This is a genomic window from Streptomyces sp. NPDC031426, from assembly GCF_055581585.1.
This window is the reverse complement of sequence record NZ_JBVIJE010000011.1, coordinates 1-26,248: the sequence shown is the minus strand read 5'-3', so window position 1 is coordinate 26,248 and position 26,248 is coordinate 1. Positions and strand designations below refer to the sequence as shown.

The window sequence follows — 26,248 nt, the reverse complement described above, 5'->3', positions numbered from 1 at the left end:
GGGCGACCCTCGGCTCACACGCCCGCGTAGGAGTGCTTGCCGCTGACGAAGATGTTGACGCCGTAGTAGTTGAACAGCCAGCAGCCGAAGGCGATCATCGCCAGATAGGCGGCCTTGCGGCCCTTCCAGCCGGCCGTGGCGCGGGCGTGCAGGTAGCAGGCGTAGGCGACCCAGGTGATGAAGGACCAGGTCTCCTTCGGGTCCCAGTTCCAGTAGCGGCCCCAGGCGTCACCGGCCCAGATCGCACCCGCGATGATCGTGAACGTCCACAGCGGGAACACCGCCGCGTTGACCCGGTAGGCGAACTTGTCCAGCGAGGCCGAGGCGGGCAGCCGCTCCAGGACCGAGGTGGCGAAGGCACCCGGCTTGCCGCCGGTCTGCAGCTTGGTCTCGTACGAGTCCTTGAACAGGTACAGGATCGTGGCGACCGCGCCGACGTAGAACACCGCGCCGCAGAAGATCGCGGTGGAGACGTGGATGTACAGCCAGTACGAGTGCAGGGCCGGCACCAGCTGGTCGCTCGCGGTGTACAGGACGGTGACCGCGAGGCCCAGGTCGAGCAGGACCGTGGTGATCAGGAACAGCCCGAGCCAGCGCACGTTCTTCTTCAGCGCCAGCAGCGCGAGGTACACGCCGACGGCCACCGTGGAGAAGGTGATGTTGAACTCGTACATGTTGCCCCACGGCGCCCGCTGCACGGAGGCCGCACGGGCGACGACACCGGCCAGCTCCACCAGGAAGGCGAGCACGGTGAGCGAGACGGCGATCCGCCCGTAGAGGTCGCCCTGCGCGTCCCCGCCGTGCGCACCCGGCCCGTCCGGCACATCACGGGCACCGGCGGCCGAGCGGACGACGACCTTGGGCCGCTCCAGCACGGCCGTACCGCCGGCCTGCTTGACGGTGACGGCGGGAGCCTTCGCGGAGGTCTCCGACTGAGCCGTCAGCGCGGCGGCCGTACGGGCCACCTTGCTGCGGCTGCCGAAGAGCCATTCGGCGATGTACGCGAAGAAGGCCAGGGTGTAGACGGCCATCGACGAGTAGATCAGCGTGTTGCTGATGCTCGCCAGGTGTTCGTTGGTCGTGGCGGCGAGATCGGTTGCGGCGGCGAGAGTCACTTCTCGGCCCCTTCGGCAGGTACGACTGGGGTGTCGGAGGATTCTGAAGAGTGGTCGTCGGGGTCGGGTGCCCCCGGCGCCTGGTCGTAGAGGATTCCGGCGAGGTCGCCCAGCTCCTCGGGCACCTTGGCGGACTCGCTGCGGCCCAGCCCGGCCATCTCGACGACCGTCACGCCGTCGGCCCCGCGCACCGCGCGCACCCACACCCGGCGCCGCTGGATGAACAGGGAGCCGGCCAGACCGAAGATCGCGGCTAGGGCACCGCCGAGCGCCCAGCCGCTGCCGGGCTCCTGGACGATCTCGAAGCCGGCCCACTCCTTGATGTCCTTCTCGAAGGTGATGGACCCGGCGCCGTTCGGCAGCGTGAGCGTGTCTCCCGGCTGGAGGAGCTTCTTCAGCAGCTGGCCCTTGCTGTCCTTGAACGCCTTCATGTGCGTCTTGTCCAGCTGGTACACGTTCTGGGTGCCCGTGTCGACGCCCAGGTCGCCGTGGTAGGCGTTGACCGCGAGCAGAGGGTTCACCAGCGACGGGAACTGCGAGAGCATCGTGCCGCTCTTCGGATCGAAGGTCGGCACGAAGAAGGCCTGGAAGCCGAGCTGTTCTTTCTGGCCCTGCGGGTTGCGGTAGCCGTCCATCACCTTCACCACACCGTTGGAGGTGACATTGCCGTCGAGCGGCAGCAGCGGTGTGGCGGCGTGGTAGACGACCTTGCCCTTGCCGTCGCGGACGGTGATGACGGGCGCGTAGCCGTGGCTGACGAGGTAGACCTTGGAGTCGTCGATCGTCAGCGGCGTGTTGACCTTGATGGTGGTCGGCCGGTCCTTGCCGTACGCGCCCTTGCTGTAGGTGATCTTCGCCTCGAAGGTGCGCGGGGTGCCCTTGTTGGGCCCGGTGACCTCGTAGGTGGCCTTGAAGTCCTTCAGGCTGAAGCTGAACGGCACCAGGTCATCGGCCTGGAACAGGCTGCCGGACTTGAAGTCGTCGTACTGCGGAAGCGCGTTGGAGAACCCGTCGCCCTCCACCACCAGCTTGGTGCCGTCCGACTTGTACAGCTGGCCGGAGGCGAAGGCGATCAGCAGCACGATCAGGGCGATGTGGAAGGCCAGGTTGCCCAGCTCGCGCAGATAGCCCTTCTCGGCGGCGACGGCGTCACCGGCGACATGGGCGCGGAAGCGGCGCTTCTTCAGCAGGGCGAGCGCGGCCTCGCGCACCTGCTCGGGCTCGGCGGTCGTACGCCATGTCGTGTAGGCGGGCAGCCGGTTCAGCCGCTTGGGGGCGCCCGGCGGCCGGCCGCGCAGCTGGCCGACGAACTGCCAGGTGCGCGGGACGATACAGCCGATGAGGGAGATGAACAGCAGGATGTAGATCGCGGAGAACCACACCGAGCTGTAGACGTGGAACAGGCCGAGCTTGTCGTAGATCGGCGCGAGCGTCTTGTGGGCCTTGCGGAAGTCGTCGACCTTGTTCAGGTCGGCGCCGGTCTGCGGGATGAGCGAGCCGGGGATCGCGCCGAGCGAGAGCAGCAGGAGCAGCAGCAGCGCGACCCGCATGGAGGTCAGCTGCCGCCAGAACCAGCGGACCCAGCCGATGACGCCGAGGCCGGGCGCGACGGAGAGTTCCTCCGCCGGGGCGGTGGACAGCTGGGAGCCGGCCGCGCCGAGGTCCTCCTGGTCGGGGCCCGCCTGGTCCTGGCTCTTGTCGGTTTCGGTTGTGCTCATCGATCAGATCCCCACAGTGAAGCCGTCGGACCAGGTCTGCACCTGCTGCACCAGACTGTCCCAGGCGCCGGTCAGCAGCAGCACACCGGTCACGATCATCATCGTGCCGCCGATGCGCATCACCCAGACATAGTGGCGCTTGACCCAGCCGAACGCGCCGAGTGCCTTGCGGAAGGCGATCGCGGTGAGCACGAAGGGGACGCCGAGGCCGAGGCAGTAGGCGACGGTCAGTACGGCGCCCCGGCCGGCGCTCGCCTGCTGGGAGGACAGGGCGATGACGGAGGCGAGGGTCGGGCCGATGCAGGGGGTCCAGCCGACCCCGAACAGGGCGCCGAGCAGGGGCGCGCCGATCAGACCGGCCGTCGGGCGCCGGTGGAAGCGGAACTCACGCTGGGTCAGCCAGGGCATCAGCCCCATGAAGAAGACGCCCAGCAGGATCATGAGCACGCCGAGCACCTTGGACAGCGTGTCCTTGTACTCCTGCAGGGTGGAGCCGAAGAAGCCGAACAGCGCGCCGCCGGAGACGAACACGGCGGTGAAGCCGAGGACGAACAGGAGGGCACCGGTGGCCATCCGCCCGCGCCTGGCCTCGGCCAGGTCGGTGCCGGCGACGCCGGTGACATAGGAGAGGTAGCCGGGGACCAGGGGCAGGACGCACGGGGAGAAGAAGGAGACTAGCCCGCCGAGCAGCGCGACCGGCAGAGCGATCAGCAGAGCGCCGCTTCGCACCGTCTCGTTCTGGCCCGTCGCGGCCAGCGTCAGGAGCGCGCTCACGTCACTTCTCCGCGAGGACCGGCTTGAGCATCTTCAGCAGGGCGGTGTCGTCGAGCGCCTCCAGGGCCCGCGCGGCGACCTTCCCCTGCTTGTCGATGACGAGCGTGGAGGGGATCAGCTGCGGGTTGAGGGTGCCCTTCTTGAAGCGGAGCATCAGCCTGCCCGTGGGGTCGTACAGGCTCGGGTAGCTGATCCCGTGCTCCTTCTCGAAGGCGACCGCGGGGGTGGTGCTGGTGTCGCGGGTGTTGATGCCGACGAACTGCACACCCTTGCCCTGGTACTGCTTCGACACCTTGGAGAAGTACTGGGCCTCCTCGCGGCACGGCCCGCACCATGAGCCCCAGACGTTGACGACGACGACCTGGCCCTTGTAGTCGGCGACGTCCAGGGCCTTGCCGTCGATGGTCTTGCCGGACAGGTCCGGGGCACCGGTGCGCTTGCCCACCGGCACGGTGTCGATGCCGTTGTGGCCGGTGACGAAGTTGGTGTTGCCACCGCCGCCGGAGGTGCCGCCCTTGCCGCACGCGGACAGGGTCAGGGCCGCGACGGCGGCCACGGCGCTGAGCTGGACGGCGCGGCTACGGGTACTCATGTGAAAAGTTTCGCATGTCCGTTCCGGCGATCTGTGGCACCCCCCTGCCGGGCGGAAAACGCCATTTCAGGGCGTATTTACACGGGACATTTCCGGCAGGGGGTCGGGCGAGAGGCAGCGCGGGGAAGTGGTCGGGGCGCTACGCGAGGAAGGTCTTCCAGCCGCCGGCCGGAGCCTGTCCGGGCGCCAGCGTGCGCAGCTTGGCGAGCACCTCGGGCTTCTGCACGTCGATCCAGTCGCAGAACTGCCGGAAGGAGACGAGCCGTACGTCGGCGCCCTTCTCCTTCGCCCGGGCGATGTGCTTGAAGGCCTGCTCGACGGCGTCCATGTAGATGCCGCCGTTCCAGTGCTCGAAGTGGTTGCCGATGAAGAACGGCGCCCGGTTCGAGAAGTATGCCCGCTTGAAGCCGGCGATGTACGCCCCGGCCGCCTGCTCGCGCCAGGCCGGGTAGTTGTAGGCCGGCGCCTTGGTCGAGTTCTGCGACTGGTTGAACATCATGTTGTAGTCCATCGAGAGGACCTGGAACTTCCTGCCGGGGAAGGGGATCTCCTGCAGCGGCAGGTCCCACAGCCCCTGCTTCTTCACCGGCCACATCTGCAGACCGCCGGGCGAGGAGGCGTCGTAACGCCAGCCCAGTTCACGGGCGGTGGGCAGCAGGTTCTCCTGGTTGAGCAGACAGGGCGTACGGCCGCCGACGAGCTCCTTGTCGTAGTCGAACGGCAGGGCCGGCATGTCGGTGAGGCCGGTGTTGGTCTTCCAGTTCTTGACGAAGGACTTGGCCTGCTTGATCTCGCTGTGCCACTGCTGGGGCGTCCACCACTTGACCGAGGTGTGGGCATCGCCACAGAAGTGGCCGTTGAAGTGGGTGCCTATCTCGTGGCCTTCGAGCCAGGCCCGGCGGACGTTGGTCAGCGTCGCCTTGATGTGGTCGTCGGCGAGGTAGCCGATGTCGGAGGCGCCGACCCTGTTGTTCGGCGGCACGTACAGGCGCTTCTTCGACTCGGGCAGCAGGTAGAGACCCGAGAGGAAGAAGGTCATGCTCGCACCGTGCTGCTTGGCCAGGTCCAGGAAGCGCGGGAAGAGCCCGTTGCCGACCTCGCCGGCGCCGTCCCAGGAGAAGACCACGAACTGCGGCGGGGTCTGGCCGGGCTGCAGCGGCTCGGGCGCGGCCGGCTGGTGCGGCTGCTTGCCGGTGTACGACGTGGAGCCGTCCCCGATGAGCCGTCCCTGCGGGGCGCCGCTCGCGCCTCCGTCCTGGCCGTTCTTTCCGTCGCCGGAACCGTTCGACCGCCCGGCGCCGTCCGATGACGTGTGGCTCCCGCAGCCGGCGAGGGTGGCGGCGGCAGCGGCACCCGCGCCGAGGCCGAGTATTCCCCGGCGGGAGAGGGTCCGGGAGACGGTGCGCATGGAAATCCCCGATTCATCGCGCGTGGTGTCAGTCACCCTGAGAGAGGGCGCGACGATCGGGGAGGTTCCTTTGATTCGTATGGTTTTCGTAACGGATATCGCAAAAGCGCGCTAAGTCACGTCAAACGGGCCGTCAGAATCGGGCGCATTCAGGCACCGAAGGCCTTCCCCTGGGCGGTGCCCTTGCCCTTCTGCGGCTTGGCACCGGCCCGCAGATGGGCCGGGACGAGATCGATGGCGGGCTCGCTGTAGCCGACCGACACGATCTTGTCGCCGAGGTAGGTGAAGGACGTCAGGGAGGCCAGTGTGCACTGCCGCTTGCGCGGGTCGTGCCACAGCCGCCGCCGCTCGACGTACGACCGCACGATCCAGATCGGCAGCTGATGGCTGACCAGCACCGCCTCGTGCCCGCGCGCCTGGTCCTTGGCCGCGTTCAGCGCGCCCATCATCCGCACGACCTGGTCGACGTAGGGTTCGCCCCAGGACGGCCGGAACGGGTTGACGAGGTGCTTCCAGTTGCCGGGCCGCTGCAGCGCGCCGTCGCCGACGCCGAAGGTCTTGCCCTGGAAGACGTTGCCGGCCTCGATGAGCCGCTCGTCGGTGTCCAGGTCCAGACTGTGCGCCTTGGCGATCGGGGTGGCCGTCTCCTGCGCCCGCTCCAGCGGCGAGGCGCAGACGTACGTCACGTCCCGCGCGGCGAGGTGCTCGGCGACCCGGTCGGCCATCTGCCGCCCCAGCTCGGACAGGTGGTAGCCGGGCAGCCGCCCGTACAGGATCCCGGTCGGGTTCTCGACCTCGCCGTGTCGCATGAGATGGACGACGGTGACGTCCTTGTCCCTGCTGCTGACGCTGCTGCTGATGCTGTTGCTCACGCGGTGGCCTCCGCAGCCGCCCGGGCCGCCGCCGGAAGGGCGTCGGCGATCTTCTGGATGGCCCGCTCGTCGTGGGCCGTGGACACGAACCAGGACTCGAAGGACGACGGCGGCAGGTAGACGCCGTTCGACAGCAGCGAGTGGAAGAACGCGGTGAAACGGAACGACTCCTGGCGCTTGGCGTCCTCGTAGTCGCGCACCTGCCGGTCGGTGAAGAACACCGAGAACATGTTGGAGGCCGTCTGCAGCCGGTGCGCGACGCCCTCCTTGTTCAGCGCCTCGGTGACGAGGGCCTGGATCTGCGCGGACACGGCGTTCACCGTCTCGTACGCGGCGTCGTCCAGCAGCTGCAGCTGGGCGAGCCCGGCGGCGGTGGCGACGGGGTTGCCGGAGAGCGTGCCGGCCTGGTAGACGGGCCCGGCGGGCGCCAGGTGCGCCATGACATCGGCGCGCCCACCGAAGGCGGCGGCGGGGAACCCGCCCCCCATCACCTTCCCGAACGTCATCAGATCGGGCTCGACCCCGTCGACCCCGTACCACCCGGCGCGGCTGGTCCGGAACCCGGTCATCACCTCGTCGGAGATGTAGAGGGCGCCATTCTTGTGGCAGGCGTCCCTGAGTCCCTGGTTGAACCCGGGGTCCGGCGGCACGACGCCCATGTTGCCCGGCGCGGCCTCGGTGATCACGCACGCGATCTCGCCGGGGTACCGGTGGAAGGCCTCCTGCACGGCCTCGAGATCGTTGTACGGCAGCACGATCGTGTCCCCGGCCTGCGCACCGGTGACGCCGGGGGTGTCGGGCAGCGCGAAGGTGGCGACACCGGAGCCGGCGGCGGCGAGCAGCGCGTCCACATGCCCGTGGTAGCACCCGGCGAACTTGATCACCTTGGACCGGCCGGTGAACCCACGGGCGAGCCGGATGGCGCTCATGGTCGCCTCGGTGCCGCTGCTCACGAGCCGGACCTGCTGCACGGGCCCGACCCGGGCGACGATCTCCTCGGCGAGCGCGACCTCGCCCTCACCGGGCGTACCGAAGGACGTACCGCGGGCGACGGCCTCCTGGACGGCGGCGATGACCTCGGGGTGCGAGTGCCCGAGGATCATGGGCCCCCAGGAGCAGACAAGGTCGACGTACTCGCGGCCGTCGGCGTCGGTGAGGTAGGGGCCCTTGCCGGACACCATGAAACGAGGCGTGCCGCCGACGGCGCGGAAGGCGCGCACCGGCGAGTTCACCCCGCCGGGCGTGACGGCGGAGGCGCGGTCGAAGAGCGCCTGGGAGGCGGGCGCGTCGTAGGGATAGGGCGTTTCGCTCAGGGCACTCATGGTGTGCGACTTCTCCGGCTTCTCGGACTCCGGTGACTTGGGTGACCCCCTCAGGGTAGGCCGCGGGCGGGCCGTGAGGCGGCCGACCTCCGGTCCGCGGCACCGCGGGGCCGCCATCTGCGAGACTGAGAGCTGATACACACAGCTGTTACGCACGTAATGATCAGGGGCCGGACAAGAACCCGTGGACTGTTGTTCCACCGCACGTTTCGGCGGGCGGCCGTGGGGGAGGTCACTGACACGATGATCGGGTTGCGCGGCGGGGGCCACGCGTCCTAGAAAAGCAGTCGGGTGGAGATATGCATCGCGGTGGCGGACTGGGCGAGGGGACTGATGACCTGGGTCCTCGACGTGCCCGGCGGGGAAGGCACCGGCGCGACGCGGAGGAAGCGACCGAAGCACGGCAGAGCGACGCACGTCAGACACAGGGTGTACCGGGTGAGCCCGAGTGGTACGACCGGCGGACCGACCGGCAGCTGGAGAGCCAGCTCGACCGGCCGACCGACCGCCGGCTCGTCGACCGGGCAGACCGCCTGAGGGCGGGGAGCAGGAAGGGTGGTCGGGTGGGGGTGACGTACAAATACTTCGGCGCGCCCGACGGCGCGACCGCGGCCCGCGTCCCCATCTCGATGCGCCCCGAGGAACTCGGCGGCGACGAGCTGGGCATGAACGGCATGTTCACCAAGATCAAGCCGGAGACCATGGCCGCGATGGTGCTGACCGGCATCGAGGGCGTCCCCCTGCACAAGGTCCCGCCCCTGGAACTGGTCGTCCTCCACCCCGACTACGCCGTCGTCAAGCTCCCCATGACCGTCGTCGACCCCCTGCGCGGCATCGGCGAGGAAGCGGTCGGCGCGGCGGCGTTCATCTGGTCCACGGTCCCGGACCGGGGTGGGCCGCGGGATGCGTTCAATGTGTACCAGTTGCTGCATGAGTGGCAGGATTTTTCGCATCGGTTGCATGAGGCGGGGCATCAGCCTTATTGCCTTGTGTGGCCCTGAGCTGGGGTTTCTTGCGGATCGGGCGGGGTCTTCGGGCCTCGCCCTTTTCAGTGCCGGAGGGGGGCCGTCAGGCGGCCAGGGCACATTGAGGGCACATTGGTTTCGCTGGGGGCGCGGATGTGCCCTGGGCGGCGGGCGAGTCGCTGTCGTCTGCCACCTCGGCTTCCGTATCCGTTTCCGTGAAGGCGTCGTCGATCGCCTTGCGGGTGCGGGTCTCGCTGGACGGCAGCAGATGCGTGTACGTCCGCAGCGTGAAGCCGGGGTCCGAGTGGCCGAGGTACTCGGAGAGCGCCTTGATACTCTCCCCCGCGTCCAGGAGCACGGAGGCGTAGGCGTGCCGGAGGGCGTGCATGCCGTCTTCCGGGGCCGCCTGGAGGTAGCGCGCGCCGCGCTCGCGGGGAGGGATCACGCCAGTGGCGGCCAGGGCGCGCTTCCAGTCGCCCATGTTGAAGACGCTGCGGTTGTAGGCCCGCCCCTTCGCGTCGACGAAGAGGAGACGGAAGGTCTTCAGCTCGCCGTCCGGCTTGGCCCAGGGCAGGGTGACCTCGGCGGGCGGGAACTCCTTCATGTGGGCCTTGAGGGCGGCAGCAAGCTGGGCCGATAGAGGCACCGACCGGATCTTGTTGCCCTTGGGCAGGGCGAAGACGGGCTTCGTGCCGACGAGCCGCACCTGGCGGTTGACGTGGATCCAGCCGCCCTTGAAGTCGATGTCGTCGACGGCGAAGCCGAACACCTCGCCCTGGCGGAGGCCGCAGCCGAAGGCGAGCTTGCCGCCGGCCTGGAAGCGCTTCGGGAGTCCGGCGATGACGGCGCGCACGCGCTCCAACGACCAGGGGACGATATTCTTCTTGGTCGCGGTCGGCAGCTTGACCGACTTCGCCTTGCAAGGGTTCTTCGGCAACAGCCCGTCCTCCACGGCCGCACCGAGGATGCTGGAGAGGATGCCGAAGATGCCCTCGATCGTCGACACTTCGAGGCCGCTGTCCTGAAGTGTCCGGATCCAACCCTGAATGATCGAGGGCTGGTTGAGGGACCGCAGCTCGCGTCGGCCGAGGTGCTCGACGATGTGGTTGCGGACCGTCGCCTCGTAGCGGAGAGCCGTCGTAGGGCCGACGGAGTTTGTGTTGAGCCACTTCTGCGCGTAGGCGCCGAGCGTCTGCTTCGTCTCTGCGGGGACGACGTAGGAGCCGCGTCGGATCTCGACGTCCACCTCGGCGGCGCGGTTGTCCGCCTCCGCCTTGGTATCGAAGTTCTCCTTGCGCTGGCTGCCGTCCGGGTCGCGGTAGCGGACCTGCCAGCGCTTGCCGACGCCGTGATCGGCGGTGGGGACCATCCGCTTCGTCCGGCTCTTGTGGTCGCCGCACTCGGCCTCGGCGGGCTTGGGGTGGGACTTGTGCCAGCGGTCGTACACGTCAGCCAAGAAGGGTCTCCTGGATGGGGTTAGGGGACTGGGCGGTGGCGTAGAGCGCGGCGGTGTGCGTCAGCCACGGGAGCAGCAGGGCTGCGGGAAGGGCGGCGAGCTGGTGCTGGGGCAGGCTGCGCACGAGGCGTAGGTGCTCGATGGCGCGGGCGGCGTGGAGGCCGGCGGGGTCTATTTCGGCAGGTCGGTTGGGCATGACAAATAGCTGTAACTTGCAGTCGGCCGCCGTGGCAAGAGTTAGTTCTTAAACTCTCCAAAAGTCGTCCGGGGGCGAAGTGGTGTTCGTCTCGTCGAATTCCGGCACATCACGAGCCGTTTCGGCGGGGAGGTTGTGCTACCTTCCCTCCGCGTCAGAAAAGTGGGCGATTTGGGCGACTATCGGATGCAGTGTCCGCTGGACTGGCCACGCCACTTCTCACTGCTGGACGCTACGCCTGAGCTGCTGAGGTACCGGATTCCGGCACGTCAGCCGGTTGCTTCTCCGCAGAAAATTTCGGCTTCCGTGGGAGCGATTTCGGCAACCGGGGATCCGCCCTTACTGTTTTGGTCTTCCCTGGCGATGCAGAGGGAAGCAGCCGGGAGTTTCAGAATTCACTCTGGAAGCTTCCCAGGTGGTGTGGCGGTGTTGTCCACGCCCGCCATCCAAAACCCTGATTCCAATATGGAGACCTCATTGCCGAACCATTCCCCGCGCCTTGCCGGCGCCGAGCGTGACCAGCTCGCCACTCCCGCCGACGTGGCTGCGTACCTCGGAGTGCCGGTGAAGACGCTCTACCAGTGGAAGTACCGGGGCATCGGCCCCAGCGTCCACAAGGTCGGCCGTCACCTGCGCTACCGCTGGCGGGAGGTGGACGCATGGCTGGACGCCCAGACGTCGTACGACCTCACGGCCTGACCCCGCGTCTGGCGCGAACAACGAAGCGGCCCCCGGCGCGCCAACGCCAAGGGCCGAAGACTTCCAACTGATCGCCTATCCCTGAACGAACGAGCTGGTGAGGGGCGGGACCTTGCCCGTCCTGCCCCTCACCGGAGAGGAACGCCTATGGAGGACTCTATGTCCCCCAGCTCCACGAACACCTCCCCGACCGGCTGGCCCACTCCGGCGGTCCCCAGCAAGGGCGTCCCCTGGCGGGATCAGGCGGACACACGGTCCCCGGCGTCGGGGACCGTCGAGCACTCGGCGGATGTGGAAGCACACGGGGACCGTCCCCAGCCGCCTGCTGATGCCGCTGTTGGGGACCCTCCCGGCAACGTCCCCGCTGCTCGGTCCCCGCACGTCCCGGTCCCCGTATCGACATCCGGCACAAACCAGCAGGTCAGCGGCGACAAAATGGGGACCGGTCCCCAAGAGGCTGCAATTACACCAGGGGACCGCAATGGGGGGCCCTGATCACGGTCCCCGCCAGTCGCTGGGGACCGAAAACCCCGTGACGGGAACCGCCCAGCAGGAGGGGACCGATCCCGTCGACGCACGGGGACCGGATCACGGGACCGGCTCCCGGCCTCCTCGGGGACCGGCAGACCTTCGGGAACAGGGTTCCGGTGAGGGTGCGGAACTGCTGGATGAGTTGCGGGCGACGATCGGCAAGTACGTCGTGCTGCCCAGTGACGAGGCACTGACAGCGGTCACCCTGTGGGTGGCGGCCACGCACATCCAGACCGTTCTGCAGCACGCGCCGCGTCTGGCAGTGGTGGGGCCGACGAAGGGCTGTGGCAAGTCCCGGGTTCTGGACGTACTGCACGAGACCGTCCACCAGCCGATGATGACGGTGAACACCTCCCCGGCGGTCGTCTTCCGCGTCATCGGCAAGAACCCGCCCACCTTGCTGGTGGACGAGGCCGACACCATCTTCGGCCCCAAGGCGGGCGACAAGGAGGACCTGCGCGGCCTGCTCAATGCCGGGCATCAGCGCAACCGGCCCGCCTGGCGCATCTCCGGGCCCGAGCACAAGCCCACCGCGTACCCCACCTTCGCCATGGCCGCGCTCGCCGGGATCGGTGACCTGCCGGATACGATCATGGACCGGGCGGTCGTGTTGCGGATGCAGAAACGCAAGCCGGGCGAGAAGGTCACCCAGTTCCGCTCGCGCTTCTCGGTGCCCGAACTCAACACGCTGCGTGACCGGCTGGCCGCCTGGCTGACCCCGCTGCGCGGCACGGCTTCCCGCATGATGCCGACGATGCCGGTACAGGACCGGGCGGCGGACACCTGGGAGCCGCTGGTGATCATCGCCGACCTGGCCGGCGGTCACTGGCCCGCGCTCGCCCGTGCGGCCTGTGTGGGGATGACCCGGTACGAGGCGGTCCAGGACGAGCAGACCAGCCTGAAGACGCGGCTGCTGCGCGACATCCACCGCATCTTCCAGGCACACGGCAACCCCGAGGCCCTGTCCTCCCAGACTCTGGTCGCCGACCTGATCCAGGACGCCGACGCCCCTTGGGCGGAGCACGGCACCAAGGGATTCAACGCCTACCACCTGAGCAACATGCTCCGCGACTTCGGCATCAGCCCTGCCAACTACCGGTTCGACCAGGGCAGGCAGGCCAAGGCGTACGCCCGCAACCGGTTCCTCGACGCCTGGGCCCGCCACTGCCCCGACCTCGCCGACCCAAAACCCGCCCCCACACACGAGGCCACGCCCGCGCGCCCAACCCAGGGCAAAGCGCCCGCCGCCCCGTCAGGCTCGCTGCCCATCGGCCCGCCCGCAGGTCCCGCCGGCCCAGCACGCGGCCGCTAGCCCGCCTCTCCCTGGGGTCCGTATCACTGCGTCGCGTCCGTCCCTGCGCAGGTCAGCGCGGGGACGGACGTCCTCACCGGGACGCACTTCTCCGTACCTGCCCAGATGTCCGTACCTGTGCTGACCAGGCATGCGACGCATGCGACGGACGTGACATCCCCCCAATCCCCTCACCACCGGAGCGCCAGTACATGCACGAACAGCACCCCGAACCACCCGCAGTTCAGCAGCAGACGCTCATCACCGCAGCCCCAGACAGCGCAGCAAGGTATGCCGTTGGACCGTCCAAGGGCCGGTCCAACGGGGACGCCTCCGCCCCGGGGGTGGCGGAGGCTCTCGGGCACCAGGGGGTGCCCGAGGAGGAGCAGCGCGCCGGCGCAGTGATCGCCGTACTGCCGCGCGCCGCTGAAGCCGCCGCCCTGCACCGCATCGCCCGTCGCCGCAAGCGCAAGGACACCCAGCGCAAGGAGCGTGTCGACGTGCGCTACAGCCGAGATGAGAAGGCCGCGATCCTCGCCAAGGCGCGTTCGCTGAACGTCGCCGGCGCCCACTACGTCGGGGCCGTCGTCATGGCTCACCTGTACGGCGACCTCGCACTGCCCGGTCAGCGCACCCTGCTGGACGACTACATCGACGAGCTGACCGCCCTGCGCGAGCAGGTCGCCAAGATCGGCAACAACATCAACCAGATCGCCAGGAAGCTCAACTCCGGCGGCCATCCACACCCCGGGGACAGCGCCGCCATGTCCCAGGCCGAGTACACCCTCATGGCAGTCCGTACTGCCGTCGGCGAGATCGCGGCAGCAGCGAACCAGGCCATCTCCAGGAAGGCGGCCTGATGATCGCCAAGATCAGCAGCGGCAAGGACACCGCCGGCCTGATCCGCTACCTCTTCGACACCAAGAAGGCCAAGGACCACACCGACCCCCACCTCGTCGCCTCCTGGGACGGCTTCGCTCCCGACCCCGGCCGCAGCACCGACTTCGCCGCCACAAAGAAACGCCTGGTGGCCGACCTCGACCTGCGTGTCAAGCAATCCCGCCGCCTGGGCCGAACACCCGAGCGGCACACGTGGCACTGCTCCATCCGCGCCGCCACAACCGACCGCCACCTCAGCGACGAGGAGTGGGCCGACATCGCCCGCCGCGTTGTGGCGGCCACCGGCATCGCGCCACAAGACGATCCCGACGGCTGCCGCTGGGTCGCCGTCCGCCACGCCTCCGACCACATCCACATCGCCGCCACCAAGGTCCGCGGTGACCTGAGCACCGCACGTCACTGGAACGACTACCTGACCGCCGACCGCGAACTGGCATCGATCGAGAAGGAGTACGGCCTGCACCAGGTCGTACGCGGTGACCGCACCGCCGCCAAGCGGCCCACCCGAGCCGAGCAGGAGAAGGCCCGCCGGGCCGGCCACACTATGACCGCCCGCGAACGCCTGCGGTTCACGGTTCGCACTGCGGTCTCGGTTGCCACCAGCCTCGAGGAGTTCTTCCACATCCTCAACGCCACCGACAGTGTGCTGGTCGAGATCCAGCGGTTCCCGTCCGGCGACATCCGCGGCTACAAGATCGCCATTCAAGGCGACACCAACGCCTCCAGCGAGCCCATCTGGTACTCGGGTTCCTCCCTGGCCCCCGATCTGTCCTTCCCCCAGATCCGCGAACGCCTGACTGCCAGCGAGCAGCTGCCCGAGGCTACGAAGCGGCCGCCCGCGCCCTGGACCGATGCGACCGCTGCCGTCGAGCGCATCCCTGCCCACCTGGACCAAGGCGACGACGCAGCAGCACAGGCCCACATCGCAGCCTTCGGCGAAGCCCTCGATGCCCTGCCGCTCCTCGCCCCCAGGGAGATCCGCCCCCATCTCCGCCAAGCTGCCGCCGCCTTCGAACGAGCCACCCGCTCACGCGTCCGGGCCGAGCACACCCACGCCCGCGTCCTGCGCGGCGTCATCCGGGCCATGCGCACACAGCCGGCACCGCGTGACGGAGCCCTGCTGGCCATGTTCCTCGACGCGGCCATCCTCGCGGTCATCGCAGCAAGTCGATGGCACCAGCTCCGACAGCACGACCAACAGGTCATCGCCGCCCGTCAGGCCCTCGTCCACCTACAGTCCGCGTGCGACCAGGCAGCCGTAGTTCCACTGGCCGTCCTCGCCCACCGCAAGCCCCCGACCCCGACCATCGACCGGTTCGTCGCCTTGGTGCACGAGGCAGTACCCGCTCACGCCCAGCAAGTCTTCGACGACCACGCCTGGGCAGCCCTGGCCACCGCCCTCGCCGAGGCTCAAAAGGCTGGGCACAATCCCACCACGCTCCTGAAACAGGCAGCCGACCAACGAACACTGGACGATGCCCGCTCCCCTGCACGCACCCTGACCTGGCGCATCCAACGCCTCACTCGACGCCCTGTACCCGTCGACCGAGCACTACCTACCGGAGCCCGACCAACGGCAGACATACGAGCGACGCCCACACCGTCCCCAGCAGCCCGGCCACACCACCTGAACTACCCAAAGAAGTCGAGGACCTGAGCAGGTGGTGTGTTCAGAGTCTGAGCGCAGATGCCGCTCAGACTCTGAACGGGAACTGTGGTGATCACCGCTGACCGTACCTCGTCAATGTCGCGAAAACGGGCTTGCCTGGGCCATCAACTCGTCGAACACCCGCTCCCACATACCGTCATGGCAACGTCCGCAGCCGATGTCGCGACGCGAGCGGGCTCTGAATCAGACCTGCGACAGCTCAGTGATCTGGCGTCAAGTATCAGTACTAGTTGCCGCATCCGAAGGCGCTGATTCGGTGGGTGCACCTTCGTTGTCGTCAGCCGCCGACGTGTCGAGTTGACCACCGACGAGCTGCAGGGCCATTTCGGCACGCACCCGATTACGGAGTGGCTCATCGCTGATGTTGTCGGACAGGACGCTCGCAGCCTTCAGCCTGCGGTCGAAGCGGCCGTCGTCGCGGAGCATCACACCCTGCGCACCCATGTCTCGGCGAGTGCGATTGGATTGCAGGAAGAAAACTCCGGCTAGGAGGTTGATGACCGCTCCGGCGGTTTGTGTCACGATCGCCGCGTATCGGCTCCCATTGCTGTCAGCGTGCCCAATCGCCAGGCCGACTCCGGTCAGGAGGACTGCCGACCCGACCATGCCGAAGACGATACTGACGAAGAAGCTGACCTTGGCCTGTGCGAGCCCATGGGAGTAAATCTGAGTCAGCATCGACGCCTGGGCGTCGGGCTCCAGGAGCGCTGCGGTTCCACTGTGCTCGGAGCGCGGTTCTCGGGGATGAATATAGACCCGCGAACCACTGCCGTAGATGTGGACAGAGGAGTCGGGACCCTCAACACGCTGACGTGCGCTCTCGGCCTCGCTGGCGAAAGAACGGCTCGCCGCCCACAACACGGAGAAGATCACCCCGGACATGCCGAGGAGGACGGCGGCGGTCGTGGTCGCTGTTTCCAGCCAAGCACTGCGTTCGGGGTTGTCATAGGCGGGGCCGTTGCCTTTCAACAGTGCCCAAGCCGCGTAAGCAGCTACCACCGATATGACGATGCCGAGGGAGGCGACCAGCGGTGTGCGCACTCGACGGACGAGCTGTTCCATGGTCGTAGGCGAAGGAGAGGTGACCTCTTCGTCCGTCTCGTGATCTGTCCCGCCCAAGGTCTGCGCAGCCTTTCTTCGGAACGTACTGCTGGCTTCACGTTGAAGCGATGGATTTAGATTCTGCGGTTCCGCCCCCGGCTTCCGCCATGGGGGCCGTGCCAGAAAGTGGTCGCCCCGCTCACCCGAGACCGTGCGGTCGTGGTGCAGGCCGTCATCCCTGCCGTTGCCTCATGAGTGTCCGGCAGACGGTCGCTGCTACTTTCGGATCAGCCGTGTTTCCTTACGGAACGTTCTTGCTGTTCTGGAACGGAACGTACCTTGGCGCTGATCGTCGCGACCCGCTCGTGGGGAAGGATGGCGTCACTGCACCGTGCTGATCAGAGGCTCCAGCAACTCCAGTGCTTCCGCCCAGCGGAAGCGATCCGCCGCGCCGCCAGCCCTCGGCCGGTGCGGTTCGCATGAGCCGATCAGGACACCCATGCCCCGCAGCCGGTCCAGGCTCTCCTGGTAGGCGGGGTGGGCGGCCTGGGCGGAGTTCAGGTAGGGCAGCGCCACAGTCGGGATGCCCATGCCGTACGCCTCGCACAGGATGCCCAGCGCCAGGGTGTCGGATATCCCGGCGGCCCACTTGTTGATCGTGTTGAAGGTGGCCGGGGCGACCGCGATGGCGTCCGCCGGCGGCAGCGGACGAGGGTCGCCCGGCGAGCGCCAGGCGGAGCGGATCGGGTAGCCGGTCTGTGCCTCGACCGCCGTCGCGTCGATGAAGCCGAGGCCCTGCGGTGTGGCGACGACACCGACGTCCCAGTTCGCCTCCTGGGCAGCGGTGATCAGCTTGCCGACGTCACGGGCGACACCGGCCGCGCACACGACGACGTACAGGATGGGCTTCTTGTCCGGGGCGGTCGACTCGGTCACGCGGGGACTCCCAGTTGGCGGCTGAAGTGATGCAGTTCCGGCAGCGTACGACGGCGGTCACGGGCGGCCATGTCGGCCACCAGGTTGCGGACGTCTGGGCGGCGGATGTCCTGTGCGGCGCAGGTCTCGGCGATGCGCAGGGCCTGGTAGCCGTCGGCGAGGCGGCCCTGCTGGCTGTAGGCACGAGCCGCCTCCACCCATAGGGCGGCGCGGCGCTCGGGGACCGGGATGTGTCGGCGCATGAGGGGTCGGGCCGCCTGGAGGGCGAGGCCGGAGTCACCGAAGGCCACCAGGGCACTCAGCTCGTGCAGGGCGACATTGGTGGGGCTGAAGGTGGCCCAAGCGTCAGGCCGGTCCAGGGTCACGTACCGGGAGACTTCCTTGGCCTCGGTGAGGAATTCCTTCGTGGCCGCGCGATCACCGCGGCTGCTGGCCGCGGTCACACCGCGCAGGAGCAGCAGTCCTACAGCAGCGAGGTACTTCGGAGAGCGCCGGTCATAGGAACCGGTGAGGTGGTCGGCGGTGTGCCTGACCAGAGTGACGGCTTCGGTGGCGTGCTTCTCGCGCACCAGGACGTGGGCCTGGACACGGACGCTGGAGGCGAGGACCACCGGGTCGCCCGAGCGCTCTGCTTCGGCCATCGCCCGGCCGACGGCGAGCCATGCGTTGCCCTGGTCGTGCTGTTTGAGCAGCAGGCTGGTCGCGGTCTGGTACGCCGTGGCCAGGAGCCCGGACACCGTATCCCTGTCCGTCGCCTCGCTGGCGGCCTGTCGCAGGTCACCGATCAGATCCGGGAGGGTGCGCTCCAGCTCTGTGTAGTGGCAGGTGTGGAAGAGCCTGAGCGCCGATCCGACTCGTTCGTACAGGACGGCCGTGTCCTGTGGGCCATCGGTGCCCGCGTGGCCGGGGCCGGGCAGGAGTGCCTGGACAAGGGCGGTGTGCGAGGCGGAAGAGCTAGCCGGGGTCGCGAGCGCTGCGATGCTCGCGGCGAGGAAGGTGCGGCGGTGCATGTCATCAGCTTCTGGGTCGGCGACAGAGGCGTCCTGAGCGGGGGCGAGGCCCAACTCGTGGGGCGGGATCTCTAGTTCCTGCGCGACGGCGCGTAGTACGCGGATGTCCTCCGTGCCGCGACCGCTCTCCAGACGGCTCACCTTGGACTGGTGATACCCGAGCGCTGCAGCCACATCGTGCTGTGAACGCCGCTGTAACACCCGCGCCCGACGGATTCGTTCTCCGATCCGTCTCGCTTCCCCATATGCATCGGCCATCTGCCACGGCTCCCTCCGCCGTCGCTGATCCTGCCTGCTCAATCGAGCATAGATCAGCCGTAGTTGGCGGTGATGCAGCTCCTGCATAAGTCATGCAGTGCCCGCGCATGAGCTAACCACTCACGGCGACGGGCTGATTGCTTGGTGTGGCCCCACCTACACCGGGAGGCCGCTCATGGAAGCGCACCAGCTCGCTCTTTCCCTACCCGCGACGCCCGCCGCAGCGACCGCGGCCCGGCACCAGGCCCTTAGCGCGATAGCGGGCTGGGACGCGGGACTGGGCACCGAGGTGGTGCGCACGGCCGAACTGCTGGTCAGCGAGCTCGTCACCAACGCGGTCCAGTACGCCGACGCCGGATCGGTCTCGCTCGCGGTCTGTCTCGACGAGGTCGTCCTGCGGATCGAGGTCTGCGACACAAGCCCGGTGCTGCCCCAGCCGGCTCTGCCCGATGCGGAGAGCGAGGGCGGCCGGGGCCTGTTCCTCGTCGCCGCTCTCGCTGATCGGTACCGCGCCGAGCCGACGGAGAACGGCAAGCGCTGCTGGGCCGAGATCGATCTGATCACCAAACCCAGCCCGGACATGGCCTGTTTCCTTCCTCTGCAGAGGAGTTGATGATGACGACCACCCACGCCCCCGGCGTGGCCGCCGAGGTGATCGCCGTACGCCCTGGGCCACCACTCGCCGGCACCGTGAGCGTCGACGGGTCCAAGAACGCCGCTCTGCCGCTCCTGGCCGCCACGGCTGCCCTCGGCCGCCCGGTTCGGCTGAGCAACGTCCCGGACAGCACGGACGTCCAGATCATGCTCGTTCTGCTGCAACAAGCGGGCTGGCATGTCACGCAGCCCGTCGGCGAACCGACCACCTATGTGATCCTGCCGACGGAGTCATCTCGGGGACTGCCCGATCTGGCGCAGGCAGCCCACATCCGAGCCTCGTACTACCTCGTCCCCGCCTTGCTCGCGCGTTACGGCCAGGCGCGGCTGCCCTGGCCAGGCGGCTGCCGGATCGGTGCGCGCGGGATGGATCTGCACTTCAAGGTGTACGAGGCGTTCGGCGACCGGAGCCGGCAGGACAGTTCCGGATACGGCATCGAGGCCCACACCTCACAGACCGGCACCGTCTCCATCGCACTGCCCTTCCGCTCCCGCGGTGCGACCGTGGCCGCGACACTGCGCGCCTTCACAACCGGCCGACCTTTACGGCTGGGTCAGCCAAACCTCTCACCCGAAGTCCTGAGCGTGCTCGACGCCCTGAGTTCGGTGGGCTGGGAGACGCACGCCGGCGAGCATGTACTCACTCTCGCACCGCCCTCCTGGCCGCCGACTGCCCCCGCTGCCTGGACAGTGCCCGGAGACAAGATCGAGGCAGCCACGCTGGCCTGCGCGATCGCCGCGACGCGCGGTACTGCCCGTATCGACGGCGTGCAGGGCAAGGACGTAGGCCCGTTCGTGGCTGCCCTTCATCAGCTCGGCATCCCCGCAGACGCGGAGCCGAATGGCCTTACCGTCCGCGCCCAAGAGACAGCCCCCACTGGCCGTCCCCTGCGGGCCATCGCCTCCCTGAGCCCGGCCGGCCTGGACGCCGACTTCGAACCACCGCTCATGGCACTCGCCCTCGGACTCCCCGGCACGCACCTGTTCGCCGACGCCATCAATCCCGGCCGCCACGGCAACCTGCTGCCGCAGCTGTCCCGCCTGGGCGCCGAGATCGAGGAGATCTCCCCCACCGAATGCCGCCTGACCGGGCCCCAGCAGCTGACGGGCGCGGGCGTCGAAGCCACTGACATCCGCACCGGGTCCGCTCTCATGATCGCCGGCCTCACCGCCCGAGGCGTCACCACTATCGGCGGCCTCGACCAGCTGCGCCGCGGCCACGCCGACCTGTCCGGCAAACTGCGCACTCTGGGTGCCGACATCTGCGAGGTCACCCCATGACCACAGACAGCCGGAACCTGCGCCAAATCGTTGCCACGGCGGACGTCCACTCCGCCTTCCACAACGCCGCGCCGTTCCTAGCCCACCTCCACGCGCTGCGCCCGACCTCGCTCATCGTGGACTGCGGCGACTTCTTCGAAGGCAGTGGGTACTATCGCCTCGCTCGCGGCACCATCGAGCGGGAGATCCTGCTCAAGCTGTACGACGTGCTGGCCCCCGGCAATCACGGCTGGGGTCACCACTTCGAGCCGGACCTTCACCGGCGCACTGTCTGTGCCAACGCCGTCGATGCCAACACCGGCGACGCACTCTTCCGCCGCTTGTACATCGCGGACATCGCTGGACGTCGCATCGGCGTAACCGCTGTGATCGGCCGACAAGCCTTCCACTCGATCCCGGTCGCCCAGCGAGCCGGCCACTGCGTCACTGATCCCGTCCAGCCCCTACGCGAGCTGATGCTCGCTCACCACCACGAGGTGGACAGCTGGGTCCTGCTCAGCCACTCCGGCTTCGACGAGGACCGGAAACTCGCGGCAGCCTGTCCGTTCCTCGATGTGGTCTTCGCCGGGCACTGCCACAGCGATCAGTACGGGCCGGTCCGGGTCGACGACACCCTGGTCGTCAAGGGTCGGGAACTCGCCGGCGGCTATGCCATCGCCACGCCCGTGGGCACGGGATGGGGTGCGGGCACCACGTCCTTCCCGGATCGGGCCCCGAGCGTCGTTCCCACGGAGCTTGCGGGCCTGCGCTCACGCATCGAGGACGTCAAGCAGCAGCTGGCCGGCGTCCTCGGCCCGATCAGACCGGCCTACCGCCACCAGTCCCTCGACCGGCGCAGCCTGCTCGTGGACCTCACCGCCCGCCTGCGTACGGCACTCGGATCAGACGCGGTCATCCTCAACGAGACGGCACTACGCGCCGTCCAACTCGACGACACCCTCACCCAGGGCGACATGCTCTCCATCGAGCCGTTCGCCAACCATTTGGTACACGCCCACGTACCTGAGCCGGCACGCAGGGACCTCACTGGCTGGCTGTCACAGCTGACCACCCAGGCCGGCCCGCTCGTCACCGCCCCCGACCCCTTGCCGGACACCCTCACCACCGTGCTGACCACCGACTATCTCGCCGAGACCTACCTCGGCGAGCGCACGCACGAGGCCGGCCTGCGTCTGGACCAGGCCGTCCAGCACGTCCTCACCGCTCCCGACACCGCGGAAGGAGGCAGGCAATGATCCTCACCGGCCCGGAGATCACCGCTGCCGCTCACGACGGCCGCCTCCGCATCACCCCGTTCGCCGCCGACCAGGTCAACCCCAACAGCTACAACGTGCGTCTGGGCCCCACCCTGATCACCTACACGAGCACGGTCCTGGACGCCCACCGGCCCAACCCCACCCGCGAAACCACCATCGGCCCGGACGGGCACATCCTCCAGCCGGGCGAGCTCTACCTCGGCCACACCCTCGAAGTGGTCGGCTCCGACACCTTTGTGCCACTGCTGTTCGGCCGCTCCTCCGTCGGCCGCCTCGGCCTGTTCGTCGAGATCACCGCCCCCATCGGCGACATCGGGTTCCACGGCCAGTGGACGCTCATGCTCACCCCGATCCGACCGCTGCGCGTGTACGCCGGCATGAAGATCGGGCAGATCATGTTCTTCGTCTCCACCGGCGCCATCGACCTCTACCGCGGCAAATACCAGGCCGCCACAGGACCGCAACCCTCCGCCTACTGGCGAGACCTCGCCCGACTCCGGGCGGTGGCATCGTGATCCTCACCGGCCCCGCCATCGCCGCGGCCGTCCAGGCCGGTGATATCACCATCGACCCGTACGAGCCCAGCCGCGTCTCCCCCAACGCCTACGACTGGCGGCTCGGCGACACGATCCGCGTCTGCGACAGCAACCTCGACGCCGCAACCCCCACCGCCTTCACCGAGCAGCCCATCCCTGGCACTGGCCTGATTCTGCGCCCTGACCTGCTTTACCTCGGCATCACGCTGGAGCGGACCGGTTCGGAGACGTACGCGCAGCTGCTGAACGGCGACCGCGCCACCGGCTCCCTGGGCATCTGGGTTCACGTGTCGGCTCCGCTCGGGCACCAGGGCCATGCGATCCGCTGGACGCTGGAGATCCGCGCCGCCCGACCGGTGCGCGTGTATCCGGGCATGACCTTCGGCAAGCTCGTCTTCCTCACCACCTTCGGCGCCCCGGCCAGCTACCAGCAGCAGCCTGCCAAGTACGCGTCCACGGAAGGCATCGACATCTCGCGCCTCTACGAGGAGATCGACGGAGGAGCGCGGTGAACGCTCGCTCGGCCACCGGTCCGATGGCCGCCACCTTCCTGGATCTCCCCGCCGGAAGCCCCGGCGGCAGCGTCGAGCTCTTCCTCGACCTCTACACCGGCCAACAACCCCTCATCGCGGCCCGCGCCTTCATGCTCGCACCACCTGGTCACGCTCCCCGTCCACCCGCCGGACTCAACGTGCTCCCCGTAGCGGGCAAATGCCTGGAAGGAACGGCCTTCAGCCGTTACGTCGTCACCCTGCGCAGAGCGCTTACAGCCACGCTCGATCCCACACAGATCGGCGTCCTCCACTTGCAGCACCTCGCATTCGGCGCCACTCCTGCCCTCATCCGGGCTCTGCCCTCGCATCCCCGGATCGCCCTCGTCCACGGCACGGACCTGCTCTTCGCCGAGACCCACCGAGACCAGCTCCAGGTGCTACGCGAAACAGCCAGGGCCGCCGACGCCATCGTGGTCCCGACCACCGCAATGGCCGACCGCCTCCTCAAGCTCGCCCCGCAGATCGAACGCCGCAAGATCACCCATATCCCCTGGGGCATCCCCGACCACCTGCTCACCGCCCCGCCCGCCCGGCCGGCACGCACCTCCACCAGCCACCTGCGGCTCCTGTACGCAGGACGCCTGACCGCAGAAAAGGGTGTCGAGGCCCTGATCAGGGGCCTGGCTCCCGTGCCCGGTGTCGAGCTGAGCGTCGCAGCGCCCAGAGCCCAGTTCCACGCACTGGCCTCACTGCTGCAACGAGCCGGCGTACGAGTCCGCTACCTCGGCTGGCTCCGTCGCCCACAGCTGTGGAAAGCCTTCACCGAACACGACGTACTGGTCATGCCGTCCACCACCCTGGAGGCCATGGGACTGGTCGCACTGGAAGCCCAAGCGTGCGGGCTCCCCGTCCTCTACCAGCCCGTACCTGGCCTCAACGAAGTCCTCGCCGCTTCCGGCATGGCCACCGACTTCACCCACTCCGCCGCACTCGCGCGCGACCTCGACCGGCTGAGAAAGACACCCGGACTGCTGACCGCCCTCCGACAGGCGAGCTATGCCAACGCGGCACGCTATCCCCTCTCGGCGACCGCACGATCCCTGACCGACCTCGGCCGACAGCTCACATGAACCGACCGCCAGACGACCCGACACGTCACTACCCGAACCGCTCCGCGAACGTCACTACGCTGACCGACGGGATACCCCCGGCGAAGAGGGAGACCATGACGTACGACCGCGACCGCATCGACGCCCTGCTCGACGAGGGAGTCCGCGACAAGGTGTACCCGGGCGCCGTGTGGGCCGTCGGCGACGCCACCGGCATCCTCGCCCAGGGCGCCACCGGCGTCCTCGACCCCGACGAGCCGGACGTGCCGATGCGCGCCGACACCGTCTTCGACGCCGCCAGCCTCACCAAAATCCTGGCCGTCTGGTCCTCCATCGGCGCCCTGTGGGAGGACGGAACCCTCGACCTTGACCAGCCACTCGGCACATTCTGGCCCGATGTCACCGGCCACCCACTCGGCACTGTCACCACCCGGCAGTTGCTGACTCACACCGCCGGTGTCCTGCTACGAGCCCAATTGAAGAACCTCTACGGCACCGACCCTGAGCAGATTCGTCGTGGCGTCCTCCACGAACAACTCCATCGCACACCCGGAGAAGCCGTCGAGTACACCGACCGGGCTGCCCTCATCCTGGGCTACCTCGCCGAACACCTCTCCGGCCAGCCTTTGGACCAACTGGCCGCCGCCCGCACCTGGCACCCACTGGGCATGACCGACACCCGCTTCGGCCCCCTGCCCGCCGACCTCGCCGCCCGCTGCGCGCCCACCGAACTCGACCAGGACACCGACACCCACCTCAAGGGAGTCGCCCACGACTTCTCGGCCCGCCTCCTGGGCGGCGTCTGCGGCATCGCCGGCGCCTTCACTGTCCTCGACGATCTCGCCGCCTTCCTCCGGTACATGCTCGCCCCTGCCACTTCCCAGTTCCGGGCTGGTTTCGGGAGCGAGTGGATCACCCGTTCCCTGACGATCCAGACGGGCCAGCTCCAACCCGCTCGTGGCCTGTTCTGGCACCCCGCTCCCGGCACGACCGCCGACGAGGACGCCTGGGTCCACTACGGCTTCACCGGCACAGGCATGTGGATCTCCACCACCAAGGACCGCTGGGCGGTTCTCCTGACCAACAAGCTCTACTACACAAGGGATCGTGGGCCATTGACCGAGGTTCGCAACACCTTCCGTGAACTCGCCTTCAACTGATGTGTCAAAACGGAACCCAGGCCCCATCCGACGTCCGGTGTTGAGCGCAACGCTGCCCGCCCACCCGCTAGACGGCTGGCCGTATTCGGACAGCGGACACACGGTGCGATGCAGCTGAGACCGAACCAGCGCTGCCAATGCGACGGAGATAACAGGATCGGCTCCGGTGGCCCACCCATTTCGTCCGGCTTAGCGTGGAATACACCGCTCTTCAGATAGGGGTGATGTCAGTGCCATAGGGAAGACTCTGGGTGTGGGGGAGGGAGACTCATGACTGACCAGAAAAATTGCTCTGACCAGCGCATACCTGCTCCGAATGGTTGCCGATGGTGTGGGCTTGAGGCGCGGGAGCATGCGCAGCGCTGGAAGCCTCCGGTGGGCTGGCACAAGTGGGAACCGCCGACATTGGAACAACGCAAGGAACGCATGCTCGCACGGCGGAGGCGCCGCGGCGGTACCAGTGAGACCAGGTCAGCGCTGCGCGCTCTTACCCTGCGGCCAGCTTTCTGATCTCGCCGAAGATCTCCCGCAGCTGTGCGGGCACCTGATCAGGGCTGGTGAGCGTGTCCACCAGCCCGAACATCATGTCGGGTTTGCCGCTGGGCCCGTTCGGGCTGTCGTTGCGGAGCATGTTCAGCACTTCCTTGCTGAACTTCTTGCCGCGCTGAGCGGTGAAGTCGTCCGTGGTCCACGGCTCGCCGTCCTTCGGCCAGAGCTCATTGGCGGTCGCGGCCCACAGGTCGTCCGGGAACAGTTCCTCCAACTCATTGAAGGCGTCCGGCTCGCCCACGAAACGGACGACCTCACTGAAAGCACTGCCGAAGAACTGCTGGAGTCGGGCTTCCTTGAAGAGCCCCTTGGGCAAGGTGCGGCTGTCGGCGTCCACCATGAGCATCACGGAGCGGCCATGTGAGCTGCACCCCGTTTCGTGGAGTCCCTGAAGCCAGGCTTATGATCCTGGCCCGAAGGAGAACCACGAGCAGTGCCAGCACCACGTAAGTACCC

The 26,248-nt window shown here is 68.2% G+C and carries 25 protein-coding genes; 12 read left to right on the top strand and 13 right to left on the bottom strand.

Features of this window, described 5'->3' with window-relative positions; all coding sequences use genetic code 11:
* Window positions 1-14: 14 nt before the first annotated feature.
* From ccsB to hemL, 7 genes are all read right to left on the bottom strand, one after another.
* A complete protein-coding gene (gene ccsB / locus ACZ5NH_RS23410) occupies window positions 15-1,115 on the bottom strand; it encodes a c-type cytochrome biogenesis protein CcsB (RefSeq protein WP_388619282.1) in 1,101 nt (366 codons plus the stop codon).
* Window positions 1,112-2,833 (bottom strand): cytochrome c biogenesis protein ResB, encoded by a 1,722-nt coding sequence (gene resB / locus ACZ5NH_RS23405; RefSeq protein WP_468777809.1) that lies wholly within the window; start codon window positions 2,831-2,833, stop codon window positions 1,112-1,114. Before resB ends, ccsB begins: the two co-directional genes overlap by 4 nt.
* 3 nt (window positions 2,834-2,836) lie before the next feature.
* Entirely contained in the window at window positions 2,837-3,607 is a 771-nt protein-coding gene (locus ACZ5NH_RS23400) for a cytochrome c biogenesis CcdA family protein (RefSeq protein ID WP_388619276.1), read from the bottom strand.
* Between the two features lies 1 nt (window position 3,608).
* On the bottom strand, window positions 3,609-4,199 hold the full coding sequence (locus ACZ5NH_RS23395; protein WP_388619273.1) for a TlpA family protein disulfide reductase: 591 nt from the start codon (window positions 4,197-4,199) through the stop codon (window positions 3,609-3,611).
* 139 nt (window positions 4,200-4,338) lie between these two features.
* A complete protein-coding gene (locus tag ACZ5NH_RS23390; RefSeq protein ID WP_388619271.1) occupies window positions 4,339-5,607 on the bottom strand; it encodes a polysaccharide deacetylase family protein in 1,269 nt (422 codons plus the stop codon).
* Window positions 5,608-5,756: 149 nt separating this feature from the next.
* Entirely contained in the window at window positions 5,757-6,416 is a 660-nt protein-coding gene (locus tag ACZ5NH_RS23385; protein WP_468778177.1) for a histidine phosphatase family protein, read from the bottom strand.
* Between the two features lie 59 nt (window positions 6,417-6,475).
* A complete protein-coding gene (gene hemL, locus ACZ5NH_RS23380; protein WP_468778175.1) occupies window positions 6,476-7,792 on the bottom strand; it encodes a glutamate-1-semialdehyde 2,1-aminomutase in 1,317 nt (438 codons plus the stop codon).
* Between the two features lie 308 nt (window positions 7,793-8,100).
* Here hemL and ACZ5NH_RS23375 point away from each other — a divergent pair, with 308 nt between their 5' ends.
* Window positions 8,101-8,802 (top strand): hypothetical protein, encoded by a 702-nt coding sequence (locus ACZ5NH_RS23375; protein WP_388619269.1) that lies wholly within the window; start codon window positions 8,101-8,103, stop codon window positions 8,800-8,802.
* A 67-nt stretch (window positions 8,803-8,869) separates the two neighbouring features.
* Here the strand turns inward: ACZ5NH_RS23375 and ACZ5NH_RS23370 are convergent, their stop codons facing one another.
* On the bottom strand, window positions 8,870-10,213 hold the full coding sequence (locus tag ACZ5NH_RS23370; protein ID WP_468778174.1) for a tyrosine-type recombinase/integrase: 1,344 nt from the start codon (window positions 10,211-10,213) through the stop codon (window positions 8,870-8,872).
* A gap of 1 nt (window position 10,214) precedes the next feature.
* A complete protein-coding gene (locus tag ACZ5NH_RS23365) occupies window positions 10,215-10,418 on the bottom strand; it encodes a hypothetical protein (RefSeq protein ID WP_468777807.1) in 204 nt (67 codons plus the stop codon).
* A gap of 477 nt (window positions 10,419-10,895) precedes the next feature.
* Between ACZ5NH_RS23365 and ACZ5NH_RS23360 the strand changes: the two genes are divergently transcribed.
* From ACZ5NH_RS23360 to ACZ5NH_RS23345, 4 genes are all read left to right on the top strand, one after another.
* Window positions 10,896-11,117, top strand: a complete 222-nt coding sequence (locus ACZ5NH_RS23360) for a helix-turn-helix transcriptional regulator (RefSeq protein ID WP_240103720.1) — start codon at window positions 10,896-10,898, stop codon at window positions 11,115-11,117.
* 673 nt (window positions 11,118-11,790) lie between these two features.
* A complete protein-coding gene (locus ACZ5NH_RS23355) occupies window positions 11,791-12,960 on the top strand; it encodes a DUF3631 domain-containing protein (RefSeq protein WP_468777806.1) in 1,170 nt (389 codons plus the stop codon).
* A 323-nt stretch (window positions 12,961-13,283) separates the two neighbouring features.
* Window positions 13,284-13,799 (top strand): plasmid mobilization relaxosome protein MobC, encoded by a 516-nt coding sequence (gene mobC, locus ACZ5NH_RS23350; protein WP_468777804.1) that lies wholly within the window; start codon window positions 13,284-13,286, stop codon window positions 13,797-13,799.
* Window positions 13,799-15,496 carry a relaxase/mobilization nuclease domain-containing protein gene (locus ACZ5NH_RS23345; protein WP_468777802.1) on the top strand — a complete coding sequence of 566 codons (1,698 nt, stop codon included), beginning with the start codon at window positions 13,799-13,801 and terminating at the stop codon, window positions 15,494-15,496. Before mobC ends, ACZ5NH_RS23345 begins: the two co-directional genes overlap by 1 nt.
* A 225-nt stretch (window positions 15,497-15,721) precedes the next feature.
* Here ACZ5NH_RS23345 and ACZ5NH_RS23340 read toward each other — a convergent pair whose 3' ends face one another.
* The 3 genes from ACZ5NH_RS23340 to ACZ5NH_RS23330 form a co-directional block, all read right to left on the bottom strand.
* Window positions 15,722-16,570 carry a TRADD-N-associated membrane domain-containing protein gene (locus ACZ5NH_RS23340; protein ID WP_468777800.1) on the bottom strand — a complete coding sequence of 283 codons (849 nt, stop codon included), beginning with the start codon at window positions 16,568-16,570 and terminating at the stop codon, window positions 15,722-15,724.
* Between the two features lie 360 nt (window positions 16,571-16,930).
* Window positions 16,931-17,485, bottom strand: a complete 555-nt coding sequence (locus ACZ5NH_RS23335) for a flavoprotein (protein WP_468777798.1) — start codon at window positions 17,483-17,485, stop codon at window positions 16,931-16,933.
* Entirely contained in the window at window positions 17,482-18,753 is a 1,272-nt protein-coding gene (locus ACZ5NH_RS23330; protein ID WP_468777797.1) for a helix-turn-helix domain-containing protein, read from the bottom strand. Before ACZ5NH_RS23330 ends, ACZ5NH_RS23335 begins: the two co-directional genes overlap by 4 nt.
* Window positions 18,754-18,928: 175 nt before the next feature.
* On the opposite strand from ACZ5NH_RS23330, the gene ACZ5NH_RS23325 reads away from it, so the two are divergent.
* The 7 genes from ACZ5NH_RS23325 to ACZ5NH_RS23295 all read left to right on the top strand — a co-directional run bounded on the left by ACZ5NH_RS23325 (window position 18,929) and on the right by ACZ5NH_RS23295 (window position 25,243).
* Window positions 18,929-19,366, top strand: a complete 438-nt coding sequence (locus ACZ5NH_RS23325) for an ATP-binding protein (RefSeq protein ID WP_468777795.1) — start codon at window positions 18,929-18,931, stop codon at window positions 19,364-19,366.
* A gap of 2 nt (window positions 19,367-19,368) precedes the next feature.
* Window positions 19,369-20,688 (top strand): UDP-N-acetylglucosamine 1-carboxyvinyltransferase, encoded by a 1,320-nt coding sequence (locus ACZ5NH_RS23320; protein ID WP_468777793.1) that lies wholly within the window; start codon window positions 19,369-19,371, stop codon window positions 20,686-20,688.
* On the top strand, window positions 20,685-21,923 hold the full coding sequence (locus ACZ5NH_RS23315) for a metallophosphoesterase (protein ID WP_468777791.1): 1,239 nt from the start codon (window positions 20,685-20,687) through the stop codon (window positions 21,921-21,923). Before ACZ5NH_RS23320 ends, ACZ5NH_RS23315 begins: the two co-directional genes overlap by 4 nt.
* The gene (dcd, locus tag ACZ5NH_RS23310; RefSeq protein ID WP_468777789.1) at window positions 21,920-22,459 is read left to right on the top strand and encodes a dCTP deaminase; all 540 of its coding nucleotides are present in this window, start codon (window positions 21,920-21,922) and stop codon (window positions 22,457-22,459) included. The genes ACZ5NH_RS23315 and dcd overlap by 4 nt, the downstream gene beginning before the upstream one ends.
* Window positions 22,456-22,992, top strand: coding sequence for a dCTP deaminase (locus tag ACZ5NH_RS23305; RefSeq protein ID WP_468777787.1), 537 nt, complete (start codon window positions 22,456-22,458; stop codon window positions 22,990-22,992). Before dcd ends, ACZ5NH_RS23305 begins: the two co-directional genes overlap by 4 nt.
* A gap of 23 nt (window positions 22,993-23,015) precedes the next feature.
* On the top strand, window positions 23,016-24,104 hold the full coding sequence (locus ACZ5NH_RS23300; RefSeq protein WP_468778172.1) for a glycosyltransferase family 4 protein: 1,089 nt from the start codon (window positions 23,016-23,018) through the stop codon (window positions 24,102-24,104).
* 95 nt (window positions 24,105-24,199) lie between these two features.
* Entirely contained in the window at window positions 24,200-25,243 is a 1,044-nt protein-coding gene (locus ACZ5NH_RS23295; RefSeq protein WP_468777785.1) for a serine hydrolase domain-containing protein, read from the top strand.
* 487 nt (window positions 25,244-25,730) lie between these two features.
* Here ACZ5NH_RS23295 and ACZ5NH_RS23290 read toward each other — a convergent pair whose 3' ends face one another.
* Window positions 25,731-26,132, bottom strand: coding sequence for a hypothetical protein (locus tag ACZ5NH_RS23290; protein ID WP_468777783.1), 402 nt, complete (start codon window positions 26,130-26,132; stop codon window positions 25,731-25,733).
* Between the last annotated feature and the right edge of the window lie 116 nt (window positions 26,133-26,248).